The following is a 20,401-nucleotide window of genomic DNA, read 5'->3' as shown; positions in this document are numbered from 1 at the left end:
ACAGAGATGAAATATGTCTGCTAAAACAATTTAAAAGCTTTAAAATAGGAATCCGCTAACATTATTCAGAAAATTTAGATTACATAAACTATTTTATCAAGCAACTTATTTGTTAGCAATTTTCCCACACATTCAAAATATGTAAGTTGTGTCACAAAATATTCTGATACATATTACTTTTCTATCAAATTCTGTTAGGTGTATGATACTTGTAAAATTATTTTGAAAATGAAAGGCATGATTATTATGCTGTATGCACTTTTAGGAGATTTACATTCTAATATTGATGATACAAAGGCAGTATTAGCTCAAATACAACAAACAGCAAAAGATGCTGAAATAATAGGATTAGGCGATTTATATGAATGTACAGTAAGTAAGAAAAAAGCAAAAACGATATCAGGCTTGTCTTTGCAAAAGGCCGCTATTATAAATAATGATTTCGAAAAACTACTGACATTCCCGTCTATTCGAGGCAATCAAGAAGAACGTATTACGCACGTTACAGGAATTGAACGCTTTATTACAATGCCTGAAACAATGGACATTGAAGGTGCAATGCTTATCCATGGACACCAATTTCAATGGAGTATTTCATGGCAGCCTAAGTTTCCTTCAATCGATAAGCAGCTTCTTTTTTTCGGACATAGCCACGAATCAGGAATCTATCGTCAAAATAAAAAGTTGCCGATTCGTATTCATTTCGGTCAACCAATTGAGTTGCAAGCAAAGCAATATCGCATCAATGTGGGCTCTGTAGTTGATCACCGTGAATGGTGCCTATATGATAGCGACAAGCGAACAGTCACTTTTATGTGCGCATCGTCCTTCGAAGCTAAGGATGCAGTTGGCATTTAAATTACAGATACTTAGAAACCAATATAAATCCTTCAATCTCTCATAATTTTTCAAACTTTGAGAAACTACGTTAAAAAGTGAGATAGGCAAATCTTTACTGTTATATTTTTTGTGAGTTAGAGCGAAATATTAAGTAGGGTTACTAGTTGCTGGTAGCGAAGGCGGTTACTCATGTAGGAACAGCACGCAACGTAAGACCCAGCAGTCCTCGTGTTAGCGAGGGTTGCGGCTTACGGTGTGTCCGCGGAAAGCAACCGCCATAGCGGACATCAACGGTCTCGTAGATTTATCCTCATTACATCCATACATGCTACAAGTAAAGTCCATCTACTTATCAATGTGAAGAATATTAGTTGGTTGGAGTGGAATGCACGACACTCCTGCAGGAACAGCACGAGCGAAAAATTAGTTGGAGCCATATCGGCGGAAATAGAGTGCCTGGAACGGAAACCAACTTGAGATTCAATCCCCGTAAGGAGATTGAAGCCAAGCCCGTGGAACGCGTCCACTCGGAGCAAAAATCAAACACATTGATGTTTTAATACATTTCAATTAATTCTATTATCAAAAAATAAAACGCTAAAATTGCGAACAATTTTAGCGTTTTATTTTTAACAATCACAATCTTGTAGCGCATCAAGTAATTTTTGCATTTCTTCAAGTTGACAACATAATGTTTGAATCATACATTGAAGAATTGGAATTAACTCTTGGCATATGCAGAATCTTTGAACGTTTTGTACTAATCGTACACCTGCTTGATGATGAACAATCATATCTTGAATATAATTTACATTGATACTATTAGAAGTTGGTGGTGAGCACAATGCTTGGAACATTGTTTCAGCAATTTCTTTAAATGTACACATATATTCATATAATTCATATTCTGTATTTTGTACGATACAGCATCTGTTTTGTATTGCTTCTAGACTCTCGACTATTTCAGTATGAGTTTGTATAACTTCTAATGCGAAATTTTGAACGGCAATATTCGTTGTATATTGCAATACATTTTCTGACATTCTAATAGCCGCAATTTGATGTGGAATTATTTGTTTAATGAAGTTTTCCGATATGCTACATGTTATGGTTACATAGGTCATACCTTGCATCATCTTATTGATTATTCTTTTGTTTTCCTCTAAATATGCCTGGGTTACATTACTAAGTGGAATTGGTTTAGTCATTAGACACACTCCTTTCAGAGTAATGTATGCCAGGTAGGTTGTTGTGCGATAGACATTTGTACCATCAAATACCAAGATAATGAAACAGAGAAAGCTATATGTTTTTATATGTATGTAAACATTTTTGGCAAATGCACTTTTTAGGTTCGTTAGAGACTGCTCCTATTATATCTTCAGGAAATTTTTCATCCATACACCAGCATTCCTCCTGGCCTTCTGCAACACCACATTGATTTTCTTTCCCACATATAGGACAACATTTTTCTTCATATAGCATATAATTACACTCCTTTCTACGATGGTTGTACTGTACAACAAAAGGAGCACGAAATACAGGCTAAATTTCGCACTCCCTACACTATCACATATTACGCATTGATTGATTATTTTGCGCCTTCACTTCTTCACTATCTGTATCACTATATTTGCCAGTACCATATCCACCCGTTTTAGCTAGTAGCTCTTTCACTTCATTATAGGATAAACCTGCTTCTGCATTTTTCTGTTTTACATCATTAATATTCGTACCAGACGCCGTAAGTTGCTCTTCATCCCTATTTTGCAAGCAAATTCATTCCTTTCTATAATTCATCAGGCTCCATTTCAATCAATTCATCGCCTTCTCTTTTCACCCTTTTATTGAGCTCTTCAACGGGAATGGGATCAACCGTTTGCATATCTTCATGCAAGTCAAAAATACTGATTGTATCTGAATCAACCATGTCGGGCTTATCTTTACTTGCTAAGTTCATAAATTTTCTTTTCTCAGGTGGCACATTTTCTTTATTCATGTTGTCACACTCCTTTATCGTTAATGTGTGTAAACGTGTATAGATTATGTGTACTTCTTTATTGTATATCCACCTTATAGTATTTTAAAACATGCATAACGTGAACTTTCCATGTTTTTTAGATTTGAAAATCAAAAAATTTGACTACTACAGAAAGTTGAATAAAGACTAAATTCATTGTTCGTGTAGATTGCAAGGCTATTAGAGTAAACAGAAAATAGGTGATAATTGCTCTTTTACATCTTGCTTAAGATTGCGTTAGGCAATTTTAAAATTCATTAGGATAAATCCAATGCAAATGGCATATCGAGATTACGTTAAAATACTATTAGATCAGTATATTTAGTCATTTTTTTATTTAAAAGTTCGTTTATTTTATAATCAAGTTTACTTTTATCGGCGTTACTTAATAAAGGAGAGATCGTTAGGCTTTCAACGCCTTTGAAAAGACTATTGTTATTCTCCATATTTATTAACAAATCATATTCTTGATAAAATATATTCTTTTTGAAAGCGTATAGGTTTAATGAGTATATTTGTATATTTGTTCCATATTTAAACTTTAAATATTCTGATATACTTTCTTGTTCAAATTCTGATTCAGTTATTATAGCTATCGATACAGATTGTATCTTTTTTATTCTAAGTTGGCTTATTGAGAGAAAATAGTAAAGAGCAAATATATCAATTTCTTTAATTTCAGGTAGAAAATTATATTGCTTAAATAACTTTAATGCTGCTTCTTTTACAAGAAAATAAAAAGGATGATTTTTACAAATGTTTATGTAACCGCTTAACTCATTTAACCTATTATTCGTTCCTAAACGTAAATCAATATAGTAGAGTTCAGTATATCTACTTAACCCTTCAACGAGTTTTATATCAGAAGAAAAATCAAAATAAAATTTTTCAGATATATATTCTAAAAAATCAAAAATCATACTATAACGCATACTAGTATCTTTTAAAGAATAAATTTCACCTATTGTTAGCTTTCTCTTGCGTATTAAGTAGTTATATAAATTCGTTGCATAATAAATAATCTCACATTGTTTAATGTTTTTGTCCATATAAGTAGGAAAAAACGATTGTAGCTTTTTAGTAATATTTATATAAAGAGAATTTTCTTCAGTTGGGAAATTTTCATATTGAATATACCTTGCAAGTCGACTCCTTATATGCAAAATTTCCATGGAAATTGACAATTTTCGTAGACCTTGTGGTGTCAAATTGAAACTATTCAAAATACAAATTTCGTCAATTTTCTTCACAAAGAGCTCCTTGTTAAAGAATCTTATTTCCGATAAAGAACGAGATAGATAAAAATCATAAAATTGTTGCATTAAATTTCTAATATTTTTTTCATCACCTTGAATTGTTAGCACTGGAGTAGTAACTAATTTTATTTTATATTCGTGTAGCCATTCTTTTATGACTTTAAATTTACGGTACACTGTAGATTTACTCATATTCAGGATATTTGTAATCTCACTTATAGAATATATATTTTTTTCGAAAATTATTGTTATTATTTTAAAAAACACATTATCTTTATATAGTAACTTCAGTGCATCATCTATTAGTGAAGGAGAAATTATTTCTAAATGGACTTCCCCAGATTTTATAAAAAATCTTGTGTTACTTAATGTCTCCATTAAAAAATGAAGTTCTTTTTCTATAGTTGATCGTCCAACTTGTAAATGTTCTGCCAACTCATCAATCTTCGTTTGTCCGCTTTTACAATAAAGATAAATCAGTATTTTTTCTGGGCGATCTAAAAATCTTTCCATAATCTATCAGCTCCTTTTTATTTTATCTAAATATTAAAATTTAAAATTAAAACACTATGATACTAAAATTTCTTAAAAAACATAAAAACAAAGCCATTATAGACTTTGTCTTTATGTAAAACATATTGATAATAGTTTATTACAATATTACTAAAGGCAAATATTTATTGAATGGAGCGTCTTATCAATCTCACTTACTTTATTGAAATTTTGTATCAGCTAAACACCAACAACTATATTATTGAGATCATTTCCAATTTATTTAATTTAAATTCAAAGCCCTTCTAAAGTACTTTTACTGTAGATACTAATTACATATATATAGCAGCATTGAATCGGTACCTGATTCTTGGGTTAAATCAGTATTTGATACCGCTCGCTCCGCAAATATTTCCATTCGTTCACCAACTGATACTGTTGTTGTGCCAACAACCAGTTCTTTTGTATCGACACCTGTTCTAGTTGCAACGGCAGATACACCCGCCTTTGAGCCAGCAACTGATGTTGGTGGATTGGTGAAGGATTACGTTGTTGAACCAACAACTGATTTTGTTGCGACAACAATTGGTTTTGTTGTGTTAATAACTGATTTTGCTCTAACAATAAGTAATTTTGTTGTAACAGTAACTGATTCTGTTGGTGTGGTTGCTGATACTGTTGTTTTGTCAGCAACTGGTTCGCTCCATATAGAGAAGATTTTCTTTTGATCAGTAATTGATTAAATGACATCAATTGAGCTACCACCTCTTCATAAATCGATTCCCTATAGTAGTCTGAAGTAGGGACAGTAGTTGTACGATCACAATTGTGAATTGACAATTTTCCGCCCGATTTTAACTTTTTATGAACATCAACTCCTTGATCTGCGTCTGTTAAATCATAGATGTCATATGTTGCCGATTTTTTTACTATAGGCTCATCCGGTACTGTACTTATATAAAATTCTTTATCGTCTTCTGTATTTGACTAAACGAAGCGTTCTGCCATACCATTGGCCAGTTACCTTTTCACCGTCTATTCTCATGTGAAGGTCTGTTTTCACTTCAAATATCCGCATTGAGTATGCATAGTGGCTTTCGCGTTAATTAGAGTTACTATTGCTGGTGTTACAAATGCTGTAGCAGAGCAAAAATTGCAGTTTTTTTAAATTTATTTATTTCTTTTTTTCTTCGACCCCTTCCTTAAATTTTTTTGCATTTATTTTTTCTTCTGCAATTATCTGAACTATATATTATTTTAAAAGCACATAAGAATCTTATTTTTTCTTCCTATATCTTTTTTTTGAGAAAATTAAAAAGGCTAAATTACTACTTATTCAGCAAAATATTAAATTTTACAAAAGTTGATATTATATAAATTGATTGTTTTTACATTTTTATAATTATAGTTTTTAATAACGATTTCTGTATTAAAATTATTTAATTGTGACTTTATTAAAAATCATATTTTTCTTTTTAATTTTTTATTTTTGATAAAAAAATTGCCCTTACAATGGGGAAGTAGGATGAGTCGTCCAACACATATGCTATCTAAAAAAATGAAAACTGGACGGTTTAAGTCCAGTTTTCGTTTTTGCTATTTTTATGTTAAACTTCGCTGACATTTATGTTGGATTTCACTTAGTTCTTCATTTGAATGACAAAAACACATTCTCCCTTTCTATAATTCATCTGGCCGCATTTCAATCAATTCATCGCCTTCTCTTTTCACCCTTTTATTGAGCTCTTCAATTGGAATGATATCGACTGTTTGCATATCTTCATGCAAATCAAAAATACTAATGGTATCCGAATCAACCATATCGGGCTTGTCTTTACTTGATAAATTCATAAACATTCTTTTCTCAGGTGGTACATTTTCTTTATTCATGTTGTCACACTCCTTTATCGTTAATGTGTGTAAACGCATAAAGATTATGTGTCCTTCGTTTTATCGACCCGATGATATTCGGAAACTTGAACAACCCGAACATTTCTTGTATGCAATTCATGATATATTCCTCTGCTATCTGTAAAAGCAATATATTGATCGCGTTCACTTTTAACCAATTGTTGTGCTTTTTCTTGTGACTCAATATGAATAAAACGCCTAACATAATGAATTTCATCAAAGAAATAGGTTATTTTAAATTCCTTCATTGTCAAACAACTCCTCCATTAATGCACTTATCATATCCAATAGCTGTTTTTGTCATTCCCTGCTCATTTCGTAACTCTTTAAAGGTCCGTAAAAGTATAAGATTGAAAACCTGAGCAATAATAAAACTTATCGGAATACGCTTAAACGGAGGTAATAAAATTGAACGCAACAAATCAAGCACTATCTATTTTTGCACTTGGTGGCATTAATGAAATTGGAAAAAATATGTATGTTATACAATACGGAAATGATTTACTTATTGTCGATTGTGGAGCAAAGTTTCCAGATGAAAGCCTACTCGGCATCGATTTGATTATCCCTGATATCACATACTTACAAGAGAACAAAGCAAAAATTAAAGGTTTGATTGTAACACACGGGCATGAAGATCATATTGGTGGCATTCCATACCTTTTAAAGAAAATTAATGTTCCCATTTACGCTACCAGATTTACATTAGGGTTAATTGAGTTAAAACTAAAGGAGCATAAGCTTTTAAGAGAGACTGACTTAATAGAGATTCGCTCCGACTCCTCGTTACATTTCGGACAGATTGATGTTAGTTTCTTCAGAACAAACCATAGTATTCCTGACTGCTTAGGTATCGTTTTTCAAACACCTGAAGGAAATGTAGTGCACACTGGGGACTTCAAGTTTGATTTAACACCCGTAAATAATCAGTTTGCCGACATACACAAGATGGCAGCTATTGGATCTGAAGGTGTTTTATTATTAATATCTGAAAGTACAAATGCAGAACGACCTGGATTAACACCGTCGGAAAAACTTGTAGGTCACCATATCGAAGAAGCTTTTCTTCATGCCGAACGCAAAATAATCATCTCCACCTTTGCTTCCAATGTAAATCGAATTCAACAAATTGTAGACGCCACTATCGCAACAAATCGTAAACTAGCGTTATTAGGTCGCAGTATGGTGAACGTTGTAGATGTCGCCTTAGAGCGCGGTTATTTAGCGATGCCTGATGATTTGTTACTTGATGCTCGTGAAGTGAAGTATCTCCCTCCAGAAGAAGTTGTTGTATTATGCACAGGGAGTCAGGGAGAGCCATTGGCTGCACTTTCCCGTTTAGCTAGTGGCAATCATCGTGAAGTAAAAATTTTACCAGACGATACGGTTATTTTAGCTGCCTCTCCAATACCAGGTAATGAAAAAGGTGTTTCGCGAATAGTTGATAATTTATTTCAGCTTGGTGCTAAAGTAATTTATGGATCATCCAGTAACACAGGCATGCATGTTTCAGGACATGGTTATCAAGAGGATTTAAAGCTTATGCTAACACTTATGAAACCAAAGTTTTTTATTCCCATTCATGGAGAATTTCGAATGCTCCATCAACACCGTTTGTTAGCAGAATCGGTCGGTGTCAAAAGAGGACATACCTTTATTATGAAAAATGGGGATGTTGTTGATATCGAAAATTCGAAAGCTAGGCAAACACGAAAAATCCCATCTGGTGATACGTATGTTGATGGTATTGGCATTGGTGAAGTTGAAGGAATTGTATTACGTGATCGTAAACAACTATCTGAGGATGGTATGCTTGTCATCGTGTTAACACTTAGTAAGACAGATGGGTCTATTATTTTAGAACCGGATACTACATCACGAGGATTTGTTTATGCAAAAGAGTCAGAAGAACTTCTCCATAAAGTGAATGATCTTGTAAAAGTAACAATTACCGAACTACAAGAGGAAGGGAAACAACAGTTATTTGTTTTAAGAAGAGAAATAAAAAAAGCGGTCGGCCAATATTTGTTTGCACAAACAAAACGCAAACCGATGATTTTGCCTATTATCATCGAAATTTAACTTCATATCGCTTTATGTTAACAAGTCGGTGTTAGGCTTTCCTTTACACACCGACTTATTTTTATTTAGTGTGAGCTCAAGACTTCCTTTTATAATTGTTATTGTGGAACTGATATAGCTCTCCCGTAAAGATTTTGTGAAGTGCCAAATGATATAACGTTTGAAGTTGGTCAAATCCGTCATTTATATGGCTAGCATGTTGTTCAGTTTGCTTTGAAATGTTTTGGATATGCATTGGTAGCTCCTCCACTACAGCTAGCAATGATTTTTTATGTTTCAATAAAAGCTGACTTGTTTTTAACAGCTTGACAATATTTGTTTGTATCTCTAATGCAGGTAAATCTAACATTATATGATGCAATTGTCTCCAGTCTTTATTTGGCTGATACCAATGAAGAAAAAAATATAAATAATCACTTAAAATAATTGATTCATTTGGAATAATTGCCACTACATCATTAGCAATATACACTTCTTGCTCACATTGAAATATAAATTTTTTAGCACAACCCAAGTCACTTTTCGCGAGAATAATTGTTTTAGCTGGCACCTTCGTACACTTAAAATGAATATTAACTGTATCATTCCATTTAGATAATTTACGAATATCACCGTCAAGTGCTAACCATTTTAAATCCTTTGCAGTAATAAGAGGCTGAGCTACGTTTGAGTAATCTGAAATATTAGGTGTTGTTAAACTAGCAACAATAAGAGCTACTTCATCTAGTCTATAACGCTCCAACAAGTTTAGATCCTCCATTCTTAAAGAGCTTTAAAAATTCGCACAATCAATCAAATAATGTTCGTGTAGAAGGTATCAAATACTATAAATTCTTTTAAATCACATTATTATAATGATTATTGTACCATTTTAATGTAACATTATCTACATTATATAACTTTAATGGTATATGCATATTCATTGTTTTTCACTAGCTTTTTACATAGAGGTGAGTGATATGTCAGACTTTTTAAAGCTAGTAGGTGAACAACTCCGTATCATTAGAGTTTCCAAAGGGCTTAGTCAAGAAGAAGTAGCAGAGAGAACGGGGAAGTTAGGTTTTAGTAAAGGTCGCATTTCAAATATTGAGCATGGGCAATCAAATATTACGTTAAGTACTTTAGAGTTGCTTATGAAAGCGTTAGATATTGCACCAGAAGAACTTTTTAATTTCCAACGATTATCGGGTGTTACTGATATTGAAGAAAAAAATCTTATGCTCGACATTCATCGCTCATTATTAAGAGAGCGCAATTTAGACGAAGTAAAATATGTAGTACGCATCACAAGAGATTTTCTAAATACGATTGATGCTCAATCAAAGAAAAACAGCTCCAATGTTGAATAACATTGGAGCTGTTAGACTGTAGACATAGTATAAGGAAGTGCCAGGCACTCGCACAATTTTAAGATTAATGAAAATCTACATATACCTTGTAGGAAGCTGCCACAGCCAAATTATATTTTTGGCGTTACATTCCGAATTTTTGTCGGTAGCCACATTTTCTACATAACTCTTCGACCGCTTCTCGTCTTGAAAAACCATCAACTAAATTATTCGCACGCTCGCCTTCTACAATTTCACTAAAGGACTGCTCATGTACGTTCCCCAAATTAATAACACCTTCTCCATCAAGACAACATGGCACAACGGTACCATCTACAAGAATGGCTGCTTGGCTGCGTAAAGCATGACAAAAGCCCTTGCCTTCATCCTCTGGCTCCAGCAAGCTTGGCCATCTAAATTCATGGTCCTGATTTAAATAAACATTGTTCGCAATTTTTACACCCTTGCCCGGCTGAACTTTTTCCTCAATGCGAAAATCGAGATTATATTCATTTTCTAATATTTCTAATGTCTCACGGTTTCTTCTAGCTGCAAGATCTGATACATGATCCTGCTGTAAATTCCACAGACGATACGAAATAATTGTGTTAAACTCTTTTGCTTCGCGGACAAAATCTAAAATATCCCCTAAATATTTCTCACGATTTTCAGAGCCCTCATGACCATCAAAGCTGTGTAATGAAAAATTAATTTGTCGTAGTGCTGGCTTGCCCAAAAGCTTTTCACGATTCTTTTTAATAAGTGTGCCGTTCGTCGTAATATTCACCTTAAAGCCCTTATCATGTGCCGCATCTAATAGCTGATTAATACGCGGATGCAAAAGTGGTTCACCTTTAACATGTAAGTAAATGTATTTAGTATGAGGTCGTATTTCATCAAGTATTTTATTAAACTGTTCTACCTTGATAAGCCCTTTTGCACGCTCAGTTGGCGGGCAGAAACTACAAGCTAAATTACATACGCTTGTTATTTCTATATAAACCTTTTTAAATGTTTTCAACGTTTATTCACCGTTCCAGTTCCATAGATATTCATATAATCTTATTCATTTTAACAAATTTTCGTTACGTCGCGCAGAAATTCATTATTAATAACTACTGCTTTATATAATATATTCAATATTTCCATAGATGTATAAGGCTACACGTACAAGTGAACCCCTATAAAATTAATACTTTAATAATAATACTTAAAGAAAGGGGAGAAAACTATGACCGGTTATAATAATGCCTCTAGAAATTACAATCACTCTGAGGAACCAGAAAGAGATAAAGAAGGAAAAAATAATATTACTATAAATATCACTTTTAATATTGGCAACACAGAGAACCATTTTGAGCAAAGAGCTGAAGGTGGCGGACAAATCAATAAAGATGTTGGTACAAATGCCAACCAAGGCGGACAAAATGCGCTCAATCATAGCCAAACAAGAAATCTTAATTCTAAATTCGCTGATGGAAATGGCAGAAGTGGTATTGCCGGAGATGATAATGACGAAGCAGGCGGACAACAAGGTATTAAGGTTCGTGATAGTTTAGTCGTTGATAGTGATATACATTCGACTTCTAATCAATCACAAGACGTTGAAGCAGAATTACAAAATTCAGCAAGTGAAGAGCATCCTTCTAACATTGAAAACAACGAATAAAGTTATCTCAATAAAAAAATAAAACTTCTATCTGTAGGTTTTTTCTTCCTACCTGATAGAAGTTTTACTTTAGACAGAGCGCTTATAATTTTTTGTACCATCATACGAATAAAGCATCGGTTTTCCCTCAACAAACGTCTCTAAATGCACAGGACGTCCCCACAATTGATAAATATACGGCAATACATTTTCTAAATAATGTGGATCTAGCTCCATTCCCTCATAACCATGCACTAAATATAACTCCCCGTTTCGTAGATAATCGCCGTTTTTCACAACGATATATGGGAACCCTCCATTGACGCGCATCGATACAAGTTGATCTCGAACCATTTCATGATCTTTGTCTGTAATGCGATATTCATTGCCCTTTTTTTGGAACAAATATAAATCCTCTTGCTTTGCCAAATCCTTTGTTAAATAGTTGCGAATAAAGGAAATATCCGATTCAATTTCACGCACCTCAAACATCTTTTCACGTCCGCTATTTGGTAGTACCCCTAATCTTAGCATCTCTTCACTTGGATTATTATAGCGTTTTTCAATATCCTCAAATATTTTCAATCCCAAATAATAAGGATTGATTGATGTTTTTGATGGCTGCACTACACCAGCGTTTAATTTGGCATATTCAATCGTCTCCACTGTTGTTAAATTGAGCTCCCGCATGATGCGCTGATGCCAAAAGGAAGCCCAACCTTCATTCATTATTTTCGTTTCTAATTGAGGCCAAAAATATAGCATTTCCTCACGCATCATTGTTAAAATATCACGCTGCCAGCCCTCTAGTTCACGACTATGCTCCTCAATAAAAAGTAATAAATCCTTTTCCGGTTTCATTGGAAACTGTTTTATTTTTCTACGTACCGACCTTTGCTCATTTTCCTTATTATCTAAATTCCAAAGATCATCATACGGCGATCTGGAAGTAACAGTTTCTTCTTCATCCTGCTCTTCATCTTCTGATGACAGCTTTGGTCTTAATAAAGAAGGATCAATATGTTCTTGAATAGCTAATATCGCATCTAAAAACTGTTCTACCTCTTCCTTACCATATTCCCTTTCATAGCCCGCAATCCGCTCTGCAGTTGCTGTCATACTCTCTACCATATCTCGTCTTGTATTAGAAAACCGTACATTGTTTTTAAAGAAGTCACAGTGTGCTAATACATGCGCAATAATTAGCTTGTTTTGTGTGAGTGAATTCGTATCAAGTAAAAATGCATAGCACGGATTTGAGTTAATAACAAGCTCATAAATTTGACTTAGCCCTAAATCATATTGCAGCTTCATCTTATGAAATTGCTTTCCAAAGCTCCAGTGGGAAAAACGCGTAGGCATACCATATGCGCCAAATGTATAAATAATATCTGCAGGACATATTTCATAACGCATTGGGAAAAAATCTAAACCAAACCCTGTTGCAATTTCTGTTATTTCATCAATCGCACGGTGAAGCTCCTTCTCCATTTTTCAACCTCCTCCTCTGGAAAAATGAATGCTTCGCACCTTCCTCATATTAATTTTCATTTTGCAACTCATGTTTTTGGAAAAAGCTCTTCAAGGCATCATAGACATCGCCTTTTTTCTTTAAAATATGATACCTAAACTTTGGATCATCAATTTTTTTATACGTATACATTAATGTCGAAAAACGATTATGTTGATTTACTTCGCCATATCCAAACATGCTTGATACGTCCATCAATTCATTAACTAGCTTTAAACATTTTTCATTATCCATTGAAATGTTTTCACCATCTGAAAAATGCACAGGATAAATATTATAACGACTAGGATTATACTTCTCTCGAATCAACTCTAACGCTTTAATATACGCAGAAGAACAGATCGTTCCGCCACTTTCTCCTTTTGTGAAAAACTCTTCCTCTGTAACTACTTTTGCCTCTGTATGATGTGCTATAAATTCTATTTCTACTGTTTCATATTTCGAACGTAAAAATCTCGTCATCCAAAAGAAGAAACTTCTAGCACAGTATTTTTCAAAAGCACCCATCGAACCACTTGTATCCATCATTGCAAGGACTACTGCCTTTGATTCAGGCTTCTCCACTTCATCCCATGTTTTAAAGCGTAAATCATCATTATGAATTGGTGTAATCTGCGCCTTTCCTTCCATGGCATTGCGTTTCAGCGCATTCAATATTGTGCGCTTCTTATCCACATTACCCATAAGCCCTTTTTTCCTTATATCATTAAATTCAATTTTTTCGGTTTTAATATCTGCTTTTTCTTTTTGCTGTAAATTAGGAAGCTCCAGCTCTTTAAATAACACACTTTGAATTTCTTCCATACTTACTTCTGCTTCATAATAATCTTGACCAGGCTTGTCACCGGCTTCTTTCCCATTGCCCTGCTGATTGCTCTTGCTACCGTCACGCGCGACAACATCCCCTACGCTACTATCACCTTGTCCTTGACCTACATGCTTCGAATTATCATAATTGTAACGAATTTTATATTCATCGAGGGAGCGTATAGGTATTTTAATTACCTCACGACCATTTGACATGACAATACTTTCCTCGCTAACTAAATCAGGTAAATTATTTTTAATCGCATCTTTAACCTTTTCCATATGACGTTGCTGGTCTTGGTGCCCTTTACGATGGAGGGACCAATTTTCCTGAGAGATGACAAAACCCTTATTTTCGTTTTCAGTCATTTTTATCCTCACCCATCTATCAAATTCGCTTTTTCTATACTATGCTAGTGATCCGCTTTATTGAACTTTTTTTAGAGAAATAAAAGGAGTGCCCTAAAATTGGGACACTCCTACGTCTATCAATTACGCTTTTCTGCATAATTGTGGCTGCCACTAAAATGAAAATTAACGATTCAGTAAGCTTCCTACATATTGTAATAACTCATTTGCTGACGTTGTATTATAGCCATGTTCATCGACAAGTCTTGCTACAACTTCATTAATCTTCTTCAATTGTGACTCATCAGGCATTTTTGAAGAAGTCGTGATTTTCACAACATCTTTTAAATCAGCAAATAATTTCTTTTGAATCGCTTCTCGCAATCTTTCGTGAGAATTGTAGTCAAACCGCTTTCCATTTCTAGCGTAAGCCGATATACGAATTAATATCTCCTCACGGAATGCCTTTTTCGCATTTTCAGAAATACCAATTTGTTCTTCAATGGAGCGCATTAATTTTTCATCTGGATTCATTTCTTCACCAGTCAAGCGGTCAAAAATTTTATTTTTATTACAAAATGCCTCTACATTATCGAGGTAATTATTCATTAACGTTTTTGCTGATTCCTCATACGAATAAACAAACGCTTTTTGCACTTCATTTTTGGCAATATCATCATACTCTCTTCTTGCCACAGCTATATAGTTCATATATTTTTCGCGATCTTCCTGCGATATAGAAGCATGCTGATCAAGACCATCCTTCAGTGCTCGCAAAACATCCAATGCATTAATCGATGGAATTTCTTTTCGAATAATAGCTGAAGAAATACGATTTATAATATACCGTGGATCAATACCGTTCATGCCTTCGTTAGGAAACTCCTTTTTAAGCTCCTCTAAGTCAACGGAATTAAATCCCTCCACATTTTCTCCGTCGTACAAGCGCATTTTCTTTATAAGATCCACACCTTGTTTTTTCGGAACTTCCAGCCTTGTTAGGACCGAAAAGATTGCTGCGGCCTTCAATGCATGCGGCGCAATATGAACATGGGACATATCACTTTCATTGATCATTTTTTCATAAATCAGTTCTTCTTGGCTCACTTTTAAATTATAAGGGATTGGCATTACAATAATTCGCGAGTGTAATGCTTCGTTCTTTTTATTGGAAATGAAGGAACGATATTCAGTTTCATTTGTATGGGCTACGATTAACTCATCCGCACTAATTAAGGCAAATCTTCCTGCCTTAAAATTCCCTTCCTGTGTCAGTGACAACAAATTCCATAAAAACTTTTCATCTAATTTCAGCATTTCTTGGAATTCCATCATCCCTCGGTTTGCCTTGTTTAACTCTCCATCAAAGCGATAAGCACGAGGGTCTGACTCTGAACCAAATACGCCAATTGTTGAGAAATCAATGCTACCCGTCAAATCGGCTATATCTTGAGATTTTGGATCAGAAGGTGTGAAGGTTCCAATACCGACACGTTTGTCTTCAGAAAAAGTTATACGTTCAATGATGACATTCTCAATACGTCCATCGTATTCTTTTTCAAGACGCATCGTATTTAAAGGCGATAAGCTGCCCTCAATTCGTATTCCATACTCTTCAAAAAATTCATTACGTAAATGATGTGGAATTAAATGCAGGGGATCTTCATGCATTGGACATCCTTTAATTGCATAAACTGCTCCCTCTTCTGTACGCGAGAACTGTTCAAGTCCACGCTTTAGCAAAGTCACGATCGTTGATTTTCCTCCACTTACTGGCCCCATCAATAACAAAATTCGTTTTCTAACATCTAACCTTCTAGCTGCTGGATGGAAATATTCCTCCACCAGTCTTTCAATTGCTGACTCAAGCCCAAAAATTTCTTGCCCGAAAAATTGATACATTTTTTGCCCATCGCGTTCCTCTACTCCAGCGCTTTTAATCATATTGTAGACGCGAGAATGGGCTGTTTGAGCAACTTCAGGTCTTTCCTTCAGAATGCTTAGATAATCTGCAAATGTACCTTCCCACTTCAGTCGATTTTCTTCTTCGCGATAGCTTTTCACTTTATCTAAAATGTTGATAGCCTTCCCTCCATTCAGGGCTTGATTTATAACATAGTATGAAGTTAAAGACATTATGATACCCATTACTTTTTCTTTGATTAAGTTTCTTCTTATTGTTCCTTTTATTTCTTGCTTCAAAAAAAGGCATTTACTGTATTTAAAGCGGACTTATGAAATATAAAATTTCGGTTATTCTAATCTGTAGAAAGGAGGTTCAATTTTGAGTCGTCATTTTATTTTCCTTCTGACTTGTATGCTAGTGTGGAGTTATTTCTTTCCAACAGTTACTTTGGCAAATGAAGGACCTAGTAATGAAGAAATTTTACAACAACGTATGTCTTATTATGTTCAATACGATGAATTACTGATTCCATGGCACTTCTTAGCAGCAATCGACCAATATGAGCGCAATCTCCAATCTGTTCGCAAAGATATTCCTAAGCGAGATGGCTACATCGCCATTCAATTTTCTGATGAATATTGGTCAGGCGCATTAAACCCTGTCAAGGAAGATACGATACCCGAAACAATCAGTTACTTCGGTGGAATGGGGCTTGATGGCAATAATGATGGGATTGCTAGTCCTAAAGATGATGGAGATGTTATATACTCCATGGCAAGCTATTTAAGTAAATTTGGTTCTACAGATGAGGACTTCAAACTGGCTTTATGGGAATATTACAAAAGTGAAGAAGCTGTCAATCAAATTGTAACAATTTCTACTTTGTATAAACATTTTAAAACAACTGAGCTAGATGCTCATACATTCCCTATTCCAACTCGCTACAATTACAGCTTTAGAGGTACTTGGGGCGACAACAGAGGCTGGGGCGGTAGGCGCATCCATGAAGGCACTGATATTTTTGCTAGCTATGGGACACCTATACTTTCCACTTCCTATGGTGTAGTCGAAATCAAAGGCTGGAACCAATTTGGTGGATGGCGAATTGGAATTCGAGATAATCATAATTCTTATCATTATTATGCCCATCTTGGTAGCTATAATAAGGACATTAAGGTTGGAGATGTTGTAGAGCCAGGAACAATACTCGGCTATGTCGGTAGCTCTGGCTATGGGAAAGAAGGAACTTCAGGAAAATTTCCACCACATCTTCATTATGGAATATATAAATTTAATGGTCGAACAGAATGGGCATTCGATCCATACCCATCCCTTTTGCAATGGGAGCGTCAGGCCAAAAAGGATAAGCAATAAAGAGCTTGCAAAGGGCAATTTGTTAGCGTTTATAGACATTCGTACGTAGCGTAAGCAGAGACATAAAGCAAGCCCCCCACGAAAACCATAGTGGAGAGGCTTGTTTTTTTACTATATCTTTTCGCACAGGTGCAACGATGTAGGAAATTGATAATTTTTCGCTTTCTAAAAATGACAATAACATAGGTAAATAGATATACATCTTTTGCAATCTGATAAAAATATAAGAAAATTGTAAATTAATTATGCCAAAAAACCTTTTTTAGTATTTTCAACAAAAAAATTCTACTTTTCTTATGAAATAGTAATAAAATAAAAAAGATAGGACTAATTCTATAGAAAAAGCTAAAGGATGGAAAAAATGAACCATTTATTTCAGTTTAAATCAATCAAAGCGCGCATTTTAAGTAGATTTATAATTTTATTAGTATTATTTGTGTGTTTTACTACTTATACTTATTTTTCTAATACAAACATGGAGAAGCAAGCAACAGGACTTGTTAAGGAAGATTTAGTTGTTTTAGAAGCAAGTAAAAATCTATCTATGTCTATAAGCGTACGATTATCTGCAGCCTTAAGTTATGTTGTAACGGGCGATGAAAAATACATAGATACTTTTAATGAGTACCGTCAGATTGCTGAGGATAATAACCGTATCGTAGAGCAATATGAAAAAACGGCTGAACGTGAAAAGCTAGTAGAATTGGCTCGTGAATGGAGCAACCGTGTGAATAGTGAAGTATTTGAAGTATATAAGAAGGGCGATAAACAATTAGCATTAGAAAATTTAACATCTATTAATCAACTCGTAAATGAAGTTCGTGATGGCTATGAAGAAGTAGCTGATAAACGTGCTGAATTGATTACGCAAGTCGGCAATGATGTCGTTTCAACGAGTTCAAACAATAAATCGATTGGGTCCACAGTAAGTCTGATCTTAATTGTTGCAGGCATTCTTTTAGCGATTTTTACAGCAAGTCGAATTTCTAAACCAATTACGATTGTTTCCAATCGTATGAGAGAATTAGCTGATGGGAATTTGCGCCATAATAAGTTTTCAGTAACAAATCAAGATGAGATTGGGCAATTAATGCTTTCTGCCAATGACCTGAATGAGAAATTAAAGAATACTATAAGCTCTATTCATAATGTTTCTGAAACGGTCGCTGCTAGCAGCGAGGAATTAGCGCAATCTGCCAATGAAGTTCAGACGGGTACAGAACAAATTTCTTATACTATGCAAGAGCTTGCTACTGGAACTGAAACACAAGCATCTACAGCTAGTGATTTAGCAGAAACTATGACAACTTTCCAACGTAACATTCATGAAACAACGCAAGAAGGAATGGAGTTAAAAGAACATTCGGGGCATGTACATGATTTAACAACGTCAGGTAAAAAATTAATGGTTCAATCAACAAAACAAATGGCAACTATTAATGACATTGTATTGGATTCTGTGAAAAAGGTAGAAGGCTTAAACGAGCAGTCTGCTGAAATTTCAAAGCTCGTTTCAGTAATTGATGAGATTTCAAACCAAACGAATTTGCTTGCTTTAAATGCTGCAATTGAAGCGGCACGTGCAGGAGAACATGGCAAAGGCTTTGCGGTTGTTGCCGATGAGGTACGTAAGCTTGCCGAACAAGTACAATTCTCTGTTACTGATATTTCAACAATTGTTCACCGCATTCAAAACGAAACAGGAAGTGTAACAAATTCACTACAATCTGGCTATGAGGAAGTACGAAAAGGTACTGCGCAATTAGATCAAACAAATAATACTTTCGATCAAATTTCTCTAGCTATTGAAGATATGAATGACAATATCAATGTCATTTCAAATAACCTAACAAAAATTTCTCAACACTCTGAAATGATTAATGGTTCTATTGATGAAATGGCTTCTATTTCACAAGAGTCTGCTGCAGGCGTAGAGCAAACAACTGCAACTGTCGAAGAAACAGCCGCGACGATGGATGAGATTTCAAAGAGTGCAAATCAACTTGCAGAAATGGCTGAAGAGCTTAACACACAACTACAAAAATTTACTTTATAACAGTATTACAAGCTATCCGAAATTTTTTCGAGATAGCTTTTTTATTACTGCCACCGTCGAATTGGCACTCTTTCAAGTTCATAGCGCTTTATAATAATACTGATTTTTTGATACCATTGCTCACATAACTCCATTGCCTCTATATACGTATCATCTTCTTTTGAAATCGCATCCTCTTGTTCCAAAAAGGCATATTCAATAATCGGAGCAGTAATATTATCTACCACCATCTTTATAGCTAATTGTGAAACCTCCTCCATTTCCTCACACTCTTCTTCATCAATCTCCTCTTCTTCTCCCATAGAGCTTTCGTCATCCTCTAGTAACGATTCACTAAATAATCCATTACTCGTTCTGGCAATGATATGACCATCCTCAACAATGGCTACTTCATAAATTTCATTAAAATGGACTTCCTTCTTTGCTAACTCAGCTTCCCAATCTTCTTTAACAGCCACTAATAGTGTTTTTGTATGTTCATTGAGCAATAGTGCATGTAAACCGTCACTGGCTATTGTGCCATGAGTATGCGGGATATTATTTAACTCCTCTTCACTTGCTCTTTTTAGCTCTGTCATAATTTTATAAGTATGATATTTCCATTTAATATAACGAATGACCCCAACAATGACTAATGCAATTCCAATTAAAAAATACGCTTTCTTAATTAGTATGGCTTCCATTGCATTTGCTAAAAACAAATAAATTGTACCCAACAATAATAGAAAAACTGTTTTCATTATTATCCCACCTTCAAAATAAATAATAGATAGGAAAAATACATCTATATACTAGAAATCTT

Annotated in this window: 20 protein-coding genes; 7 read left to right on the top strand and 13 right to left on the bottom strand. The window is 34.5% G+C overall.

Features of this window, described 5'->3' with window-relative positions; genetic code table 11:
• Window positions 1-246 precede the first annotated feature (246 nt).
• Complete coding sequence (locus ACIP9C_RS20015) at window positions 247-858, top strand: metallophosphoesterase family protein (protein ID WP_401013814.1); 612 nt, start codon at window positions 247-249, stop codon at window positions 856-858.
• Window positions 859-1,469: 611 nt separating this feature from the next.
• Here ACIP9C_RS20015 and ACIP9C_RS20010 read toward each other — a convergent pair.
• The 5 genes from ACIP9C_RS20010 to ACIP9C_RS19990 all read right to left on the bottom strand — a co-directional run bounded on the left by ACIP9C_RS20010 (window position 1,470) and on the right by ACIP9C_RS19990 (window position 4,629).
• Window positions 1,470-2,048, bottom strand: a complete 579-nt coding sequence (locus ACIP9C_RS20010) for a DUF305 domain-containing protein (RefSeq protein ID WP_401013632.1) — start codon at window positions 2,046-2,048, stop codon at window positions 1,470-1,472.
• A gap of 94 nt (window positions 2,049-2,142) precedes the next feature.
• On the bottom strand, window positions 2,143-2,325 hold the full coding sequence (locus ACIP9C_RS20005; protein WP_401013629.1) for a cysteine-rich CWC family protein: 183 nt from the start codon (window positions 2,323-2,325) through the stop codon (window positions 2,143-2,145).
• 84 nt (window positions 2,326-2,409) lie between these two features.
• Window positions 2,410-2,613 carry a gamma-type small acid-soluble spore protein gene (locus ACIP9C_RS20000; protein WP_401013626.1) on the bottom strand — a complete coding sequence of 68 codons (204 nt, stop codon included), beginning with the start codon at window positions 2,611-2,613 and terminating at the stop codon, window positions 2,410-2,412.
• Between the two features lie 16 nt (window positions 2,614-2,629).
• Window positions 2,630-2,839, bottom strand: coding sequence for a hypothetical protein (locus tag ACIP9C_RS19995; protein WP_401013623.1), 210 nt, complete (start codon window positions 2,837-2,839; stop codon window positions 2,630-2,632).
• Window positions 2,840-3,156: 317 nt separating this feature from the next.
• A complete protein-coding gene (locus tag ACIP9C_RS19990; RefSeq protein ID WP_401013620.1) occupies window positions 3,157-4,629 on the bottom strand; it encodes a helix-turn-helix domain-containing protein in 1,473 nt (490 codons plus the stop codon).
• Window positions 4,630-5,051: 422 nt separating this feature from the next.
• On the opposite strand from ACIP9C_RS19990, the gene ACIP9C_RS19985 reads away from it, so the two are divergent.
• Entirely contained in the window at window positions 5,052-5,336 is a 285-nt protein-coding gene (locus ACIP9C_RS19985) for a hypothetical protein (RefSeq protein ID WP_401013617.1), read from the top strand.
• Between the two features lie 952 nt (window positions 5,337-6,288).
• Here the strand turns inward: ACIP9C_RS19985 and ACIP9C_RS19980 are convergent.
• Both ACIP9C_RS19980 and ACIP9C_RS19975 read right to left on the bottom strand, forming a co-directional pair.
• Window positions 6,289-6,498 carry a hypothetical protein gene (locus tag ACIP9C_RS19980; protein ID WP_401013615.1) on the bottom strand — a complete coding sequence of 70 codons (210 nt, stop codon included), beginning with the start codon at window positions 6,496-6,498 and terminating at the stop codon, window positions 6,289-6,291.
• 44 nt (window positions 6,499-6,542) lie between these two features.
• On the bottom strand, window positions 6,543-6,767 hold the full coding sequence (locus ACIP9C_RS19975; protein ID WP_401013811.1) for a hypothetical protein: 225 nt from the start codon (window positions 6,765-6,767) through the stop codon (window positions 6,543-6,545).
• A gap of 160 nt (window positions 6,768-6,927) precedes the next feature.
• On the opposite strand from ACIP9C_RS19975, the gene ACIP9C_RS19970 reads away from it, so the two are divergent.
• Complete coding sequence (locus ACIP9C_RS19970; RefSeq protein ID WP_401013612.1) at window positions 6,928-8,601, top strand: ribonuclease J; 1,674 nt, start codon at window positions 6,928-6,930, stop codon at window positions 8,599-8,601.
• Between the two features lie 76 nt (window positions 8,602-8,677).
• On the opposite strand, the gene ACIP9C_RS19965 is transcribed toward ACIP9C_RS19970, so the two are convergent.
• The gene (locus ACIP9C_RS19965; RefSeq protein WP_401013609.1) at window positions 8,678-9,346 is read right to left on the bottom strand and encodes a restriction endonuclease subunit S; all 669 of its coding nucleotides are present in this window, start codon (window positions 9,344-9,346) and stop codon (window positions 8,678-8,680) included.
• A gap of 214 nt (window positions 9,347-9,560) precedes the next feature.
• On the opposite strand from ACIP9C_RS19965, the gene ACIP9C_RS19960 reads away from it, so the two are divergent.
• Window positions 9,561-9,950: a helix-turn-helix domain-containing protein gene (locus ACIP9C_RS19960; RefSeq protein WP_340822280.1), complete on the top strand. Its 390-nt coding sequence runs from the start codon at window positions 9,561-9,563 to the stop codon at window positions 9,948-9,950.
• A gap of 124 nt (window positions 9,951-10,074) precedes the next feature.
• On the opposite strand, the gene ACIP9C_RS19955 is transcribed toward ACIP9C_RS19960, so the two are convergent.
• Window positions 10,075-10,950, bottom strand: coding sequence for a radical SAM/SPASM domain-containing protein (locus ACIP9C_RS19955; RefSeq protein WP_401013605.1), 876 nt, complete (start codon window positions 10,948-10,950; stop codon window positions 10,075-10,077).
• A gap of 210 nt (window positions 10,951-11,160) precedes the next feature.
• Here ACIP9C_RS19955 and ACIP9C_RS19950 point away from each other — a divergent pair, with 210 nt between their 5' ends.
• Window positions 11,161-11,598, top strand: coding sequence for a hypothetical protein (locus tag ACIP9C_RS19950; RefSeq protein WP_401013602.1), 438 nt, complete (start codon window positions 11,161-11,163; stop codon window positions 11,596-11,598).
• 69 nt (window positions 11,599-11,667) lie between these two features.
• Here the strand turns inward: ACIP9C_RS19950 and ACIP9C_RS19945 are convergent, their stop codons facing one another.
• From ACIP9C_RS19945 to ACIP9C_RS19935, 3 genes are all read right to left on the bottom strand, one after another.
• Complete coding sequence (locus ACIP9C_RS19945; RefSeq protein ID WP_401013599.1) at window positions 11,668-13,068, bottom strand: SpoVR family protein; 1,401 nt, start codon at window positions 13,066-13,068, stop codon at window positions 11,668-11,670.
• 49 nt (window positions 13,069-13,117) lie between these two features.
• On the bottom strand, window positions 13,118-14,284 hold the full coding sequence (gene yhbH / locus ACIP9C_RS19940) for a sporulation protein YhbH (RefSeq protein WP_340822275.1): 1,167 nt from the start codon (window positions 14,282-14,284) through the stop codon (window positions 13,118-13,120).
• Between the two features lie 165 nt (window positions 14,285-14,449).
• Window positions 14,450-16,345 (bottom strand): PrkA family serine protein kinase, encoded by a 1,896-nt coding sequence (locus ACIP9C_RS19935; protein ID WP_401013808.1) that lies wholly within the window; start codon window positions 16,343-16,345, stop codon window positions 14,450-14,452.
• Between the two features lie 202 nt (window positions 16,346-16,547).
• On the opposite strand from ACIP9C_RS19935, the gene ACIP9C_RS19930 reads away from it, so the two are divergent.
• Together ACIP9C_RS19930 and ACIP9C_RS19925 are read left to right on the top strand one after the other, a co-directional pair.
• Window positions 16,548-17,543, top strand: coding sequence for a M23 family metallopeptidase (locus ACIP9C_RS19930; protein WP_401013596.1), 996 nt, complete (start codon window positions 16,548-16,550; stop codon window positions 17,541-17,543).
• A gap of 361 nt (window positions 17,544-17,904) precedes the next feature.
• Complete coding sequence (locus ACIP9C_RS19925) at window positions 17,905-19,599, top strand: methyl-accepting chemotaxis protein (protein WP_401013593.1); 1,695 nt, start codon at window positions 17,905-17,907, stop codon at window positions 19,597-19,599.
• 44 nt (window positions 19,600-19,643) lie between these two features.
• On the opposite strand, the gene ACIP9C_RS19920 is transcribed toward ACIP9C_RS19925, so the two are convergent.
• Window positions 19,644-20,339, bottom strand: coding sequence for a hypothetical protein (locus ACIP9C_RS19920; RefSeq protein WP_401013590.1), 696 nt, complete (start codon window positions 20,337-20,339; stop codon window positions 19,644-19,646).
• Window positions 20,340-20,401 lie beyond the last annotated feature (62 nt).

The sequence above is a fragment of the Lysinibacillus sp. NPDC093210 genome, assembly GCF_044753985.1.
Lineage (GTDB): Bacteria > Bacillota > Bacilli > Bacillales_A > Planococcaceae > Lysinibacillus.
Note: the sequence above shows the minus strand (reverse complement) of the source record. Positions and strands in the feature narration are given on the sequence as shown.

What these genes read in the sequence shown, in the direction of transcription:
- ACIP9C_RS20015 (WP_401013814.1), top strand. Translation starts at nt 247, where the DNA reads ATGCTGTATGCACTTTTAGGAGATTTACATTCTAATATTGATGATACA.
- ACIP9C_RS20010 (WP_401013632.1), bottom strand. Translation starts at nt 2,048, where the DNA reads ATGACTAAACCAATTCCACTTAGTAATGTAACCCAGGCATATTTAGAG.
- ACIP9C_RS19925 (WP_401013593.1), top strand. Translation starts at nt 17,905, where the DNA reads ATGAACCATTTATTTCAGTTTAAATCAATCAAAGCGCGCATTTTAAGT.
- ACIP9C_RS19980 (WP_401013615.1), bottom strand. Translation starts at nt 6,498, where the DNA reads ATGAATAAAGAAAATGTACCACCTGAGAAAAGAATGTTTATGAATTTA.
- ACIP9C_RS19950 (WP_401013602.1), top strand. Translation starts at nt 11,161, where the DNA reads ATGACCGGTTATAATAATGCCTCTAGAAATTACAATCACTCTGAGGAA.
- ACIP9C_RS19945 (WP_401013599.1), bottom strand. Translation starts at nt 13,068, where the DNA reads ATGGAGAAGGAGCTTCACCGTGCGATTGATGAAATAACAGAAATTGCA.
- yhbH (WP_340822275.1), bottom strand. Translation starts at nt 14,284, where the DNA reads ATGACTGAAAACGAAAATAAGGGTTTTGTCATCTCTCAGGAAAATTGG.
- ACIP9C_RS19990 (WP_401013620.1), bottom strand. Translation starts at nt 4,629, where the DNA reads ATGGAAAGATTTTTAGATCGCCCAGAAAAAATACTGATTTATCTTTAT.
- ACIP9C_RS19995 (WP_401013623.1), bottom strand. Translation starts at nt 2,839, where the DNA reads ATGAATAAAGAAAATGTGCCACCTGAGAAAAGAAAATTTATGAACTTA.
- ACIP9C_RS20005 (WP_401013629.1), bottom strand. Translation starts at nt 2,325, where the DNA reads ATGCTATATGAAGAAAAATGTTGTCCTATATGTGGGAAAGAAAATCAA.
- ACIP9C_RS19975 (WP_401013811.1), bottom strand. Translation starts at nt 6,767, where the DNA reads ATGAAGGAATTTAAAATAACCTATTTCTTTGATGAAATTCATTATGTT.
- ACIP9C_RS19960 (WP_340822280.1), top strand. Translation starts at nt 9,561, where the DNA reads ATGTCAGACTTTTTAAAGCTAGTAGGTGAACAACTCCGTATCATTAGA.
- ACIP9C_RS19920 (WP_401013590.1), bottom strand. Translation starts at nt 20,339, where the DNA reads ATGAAAACAGTTTTTCTATTATTGTTGGGTACAATTTATTTGTTTTTA.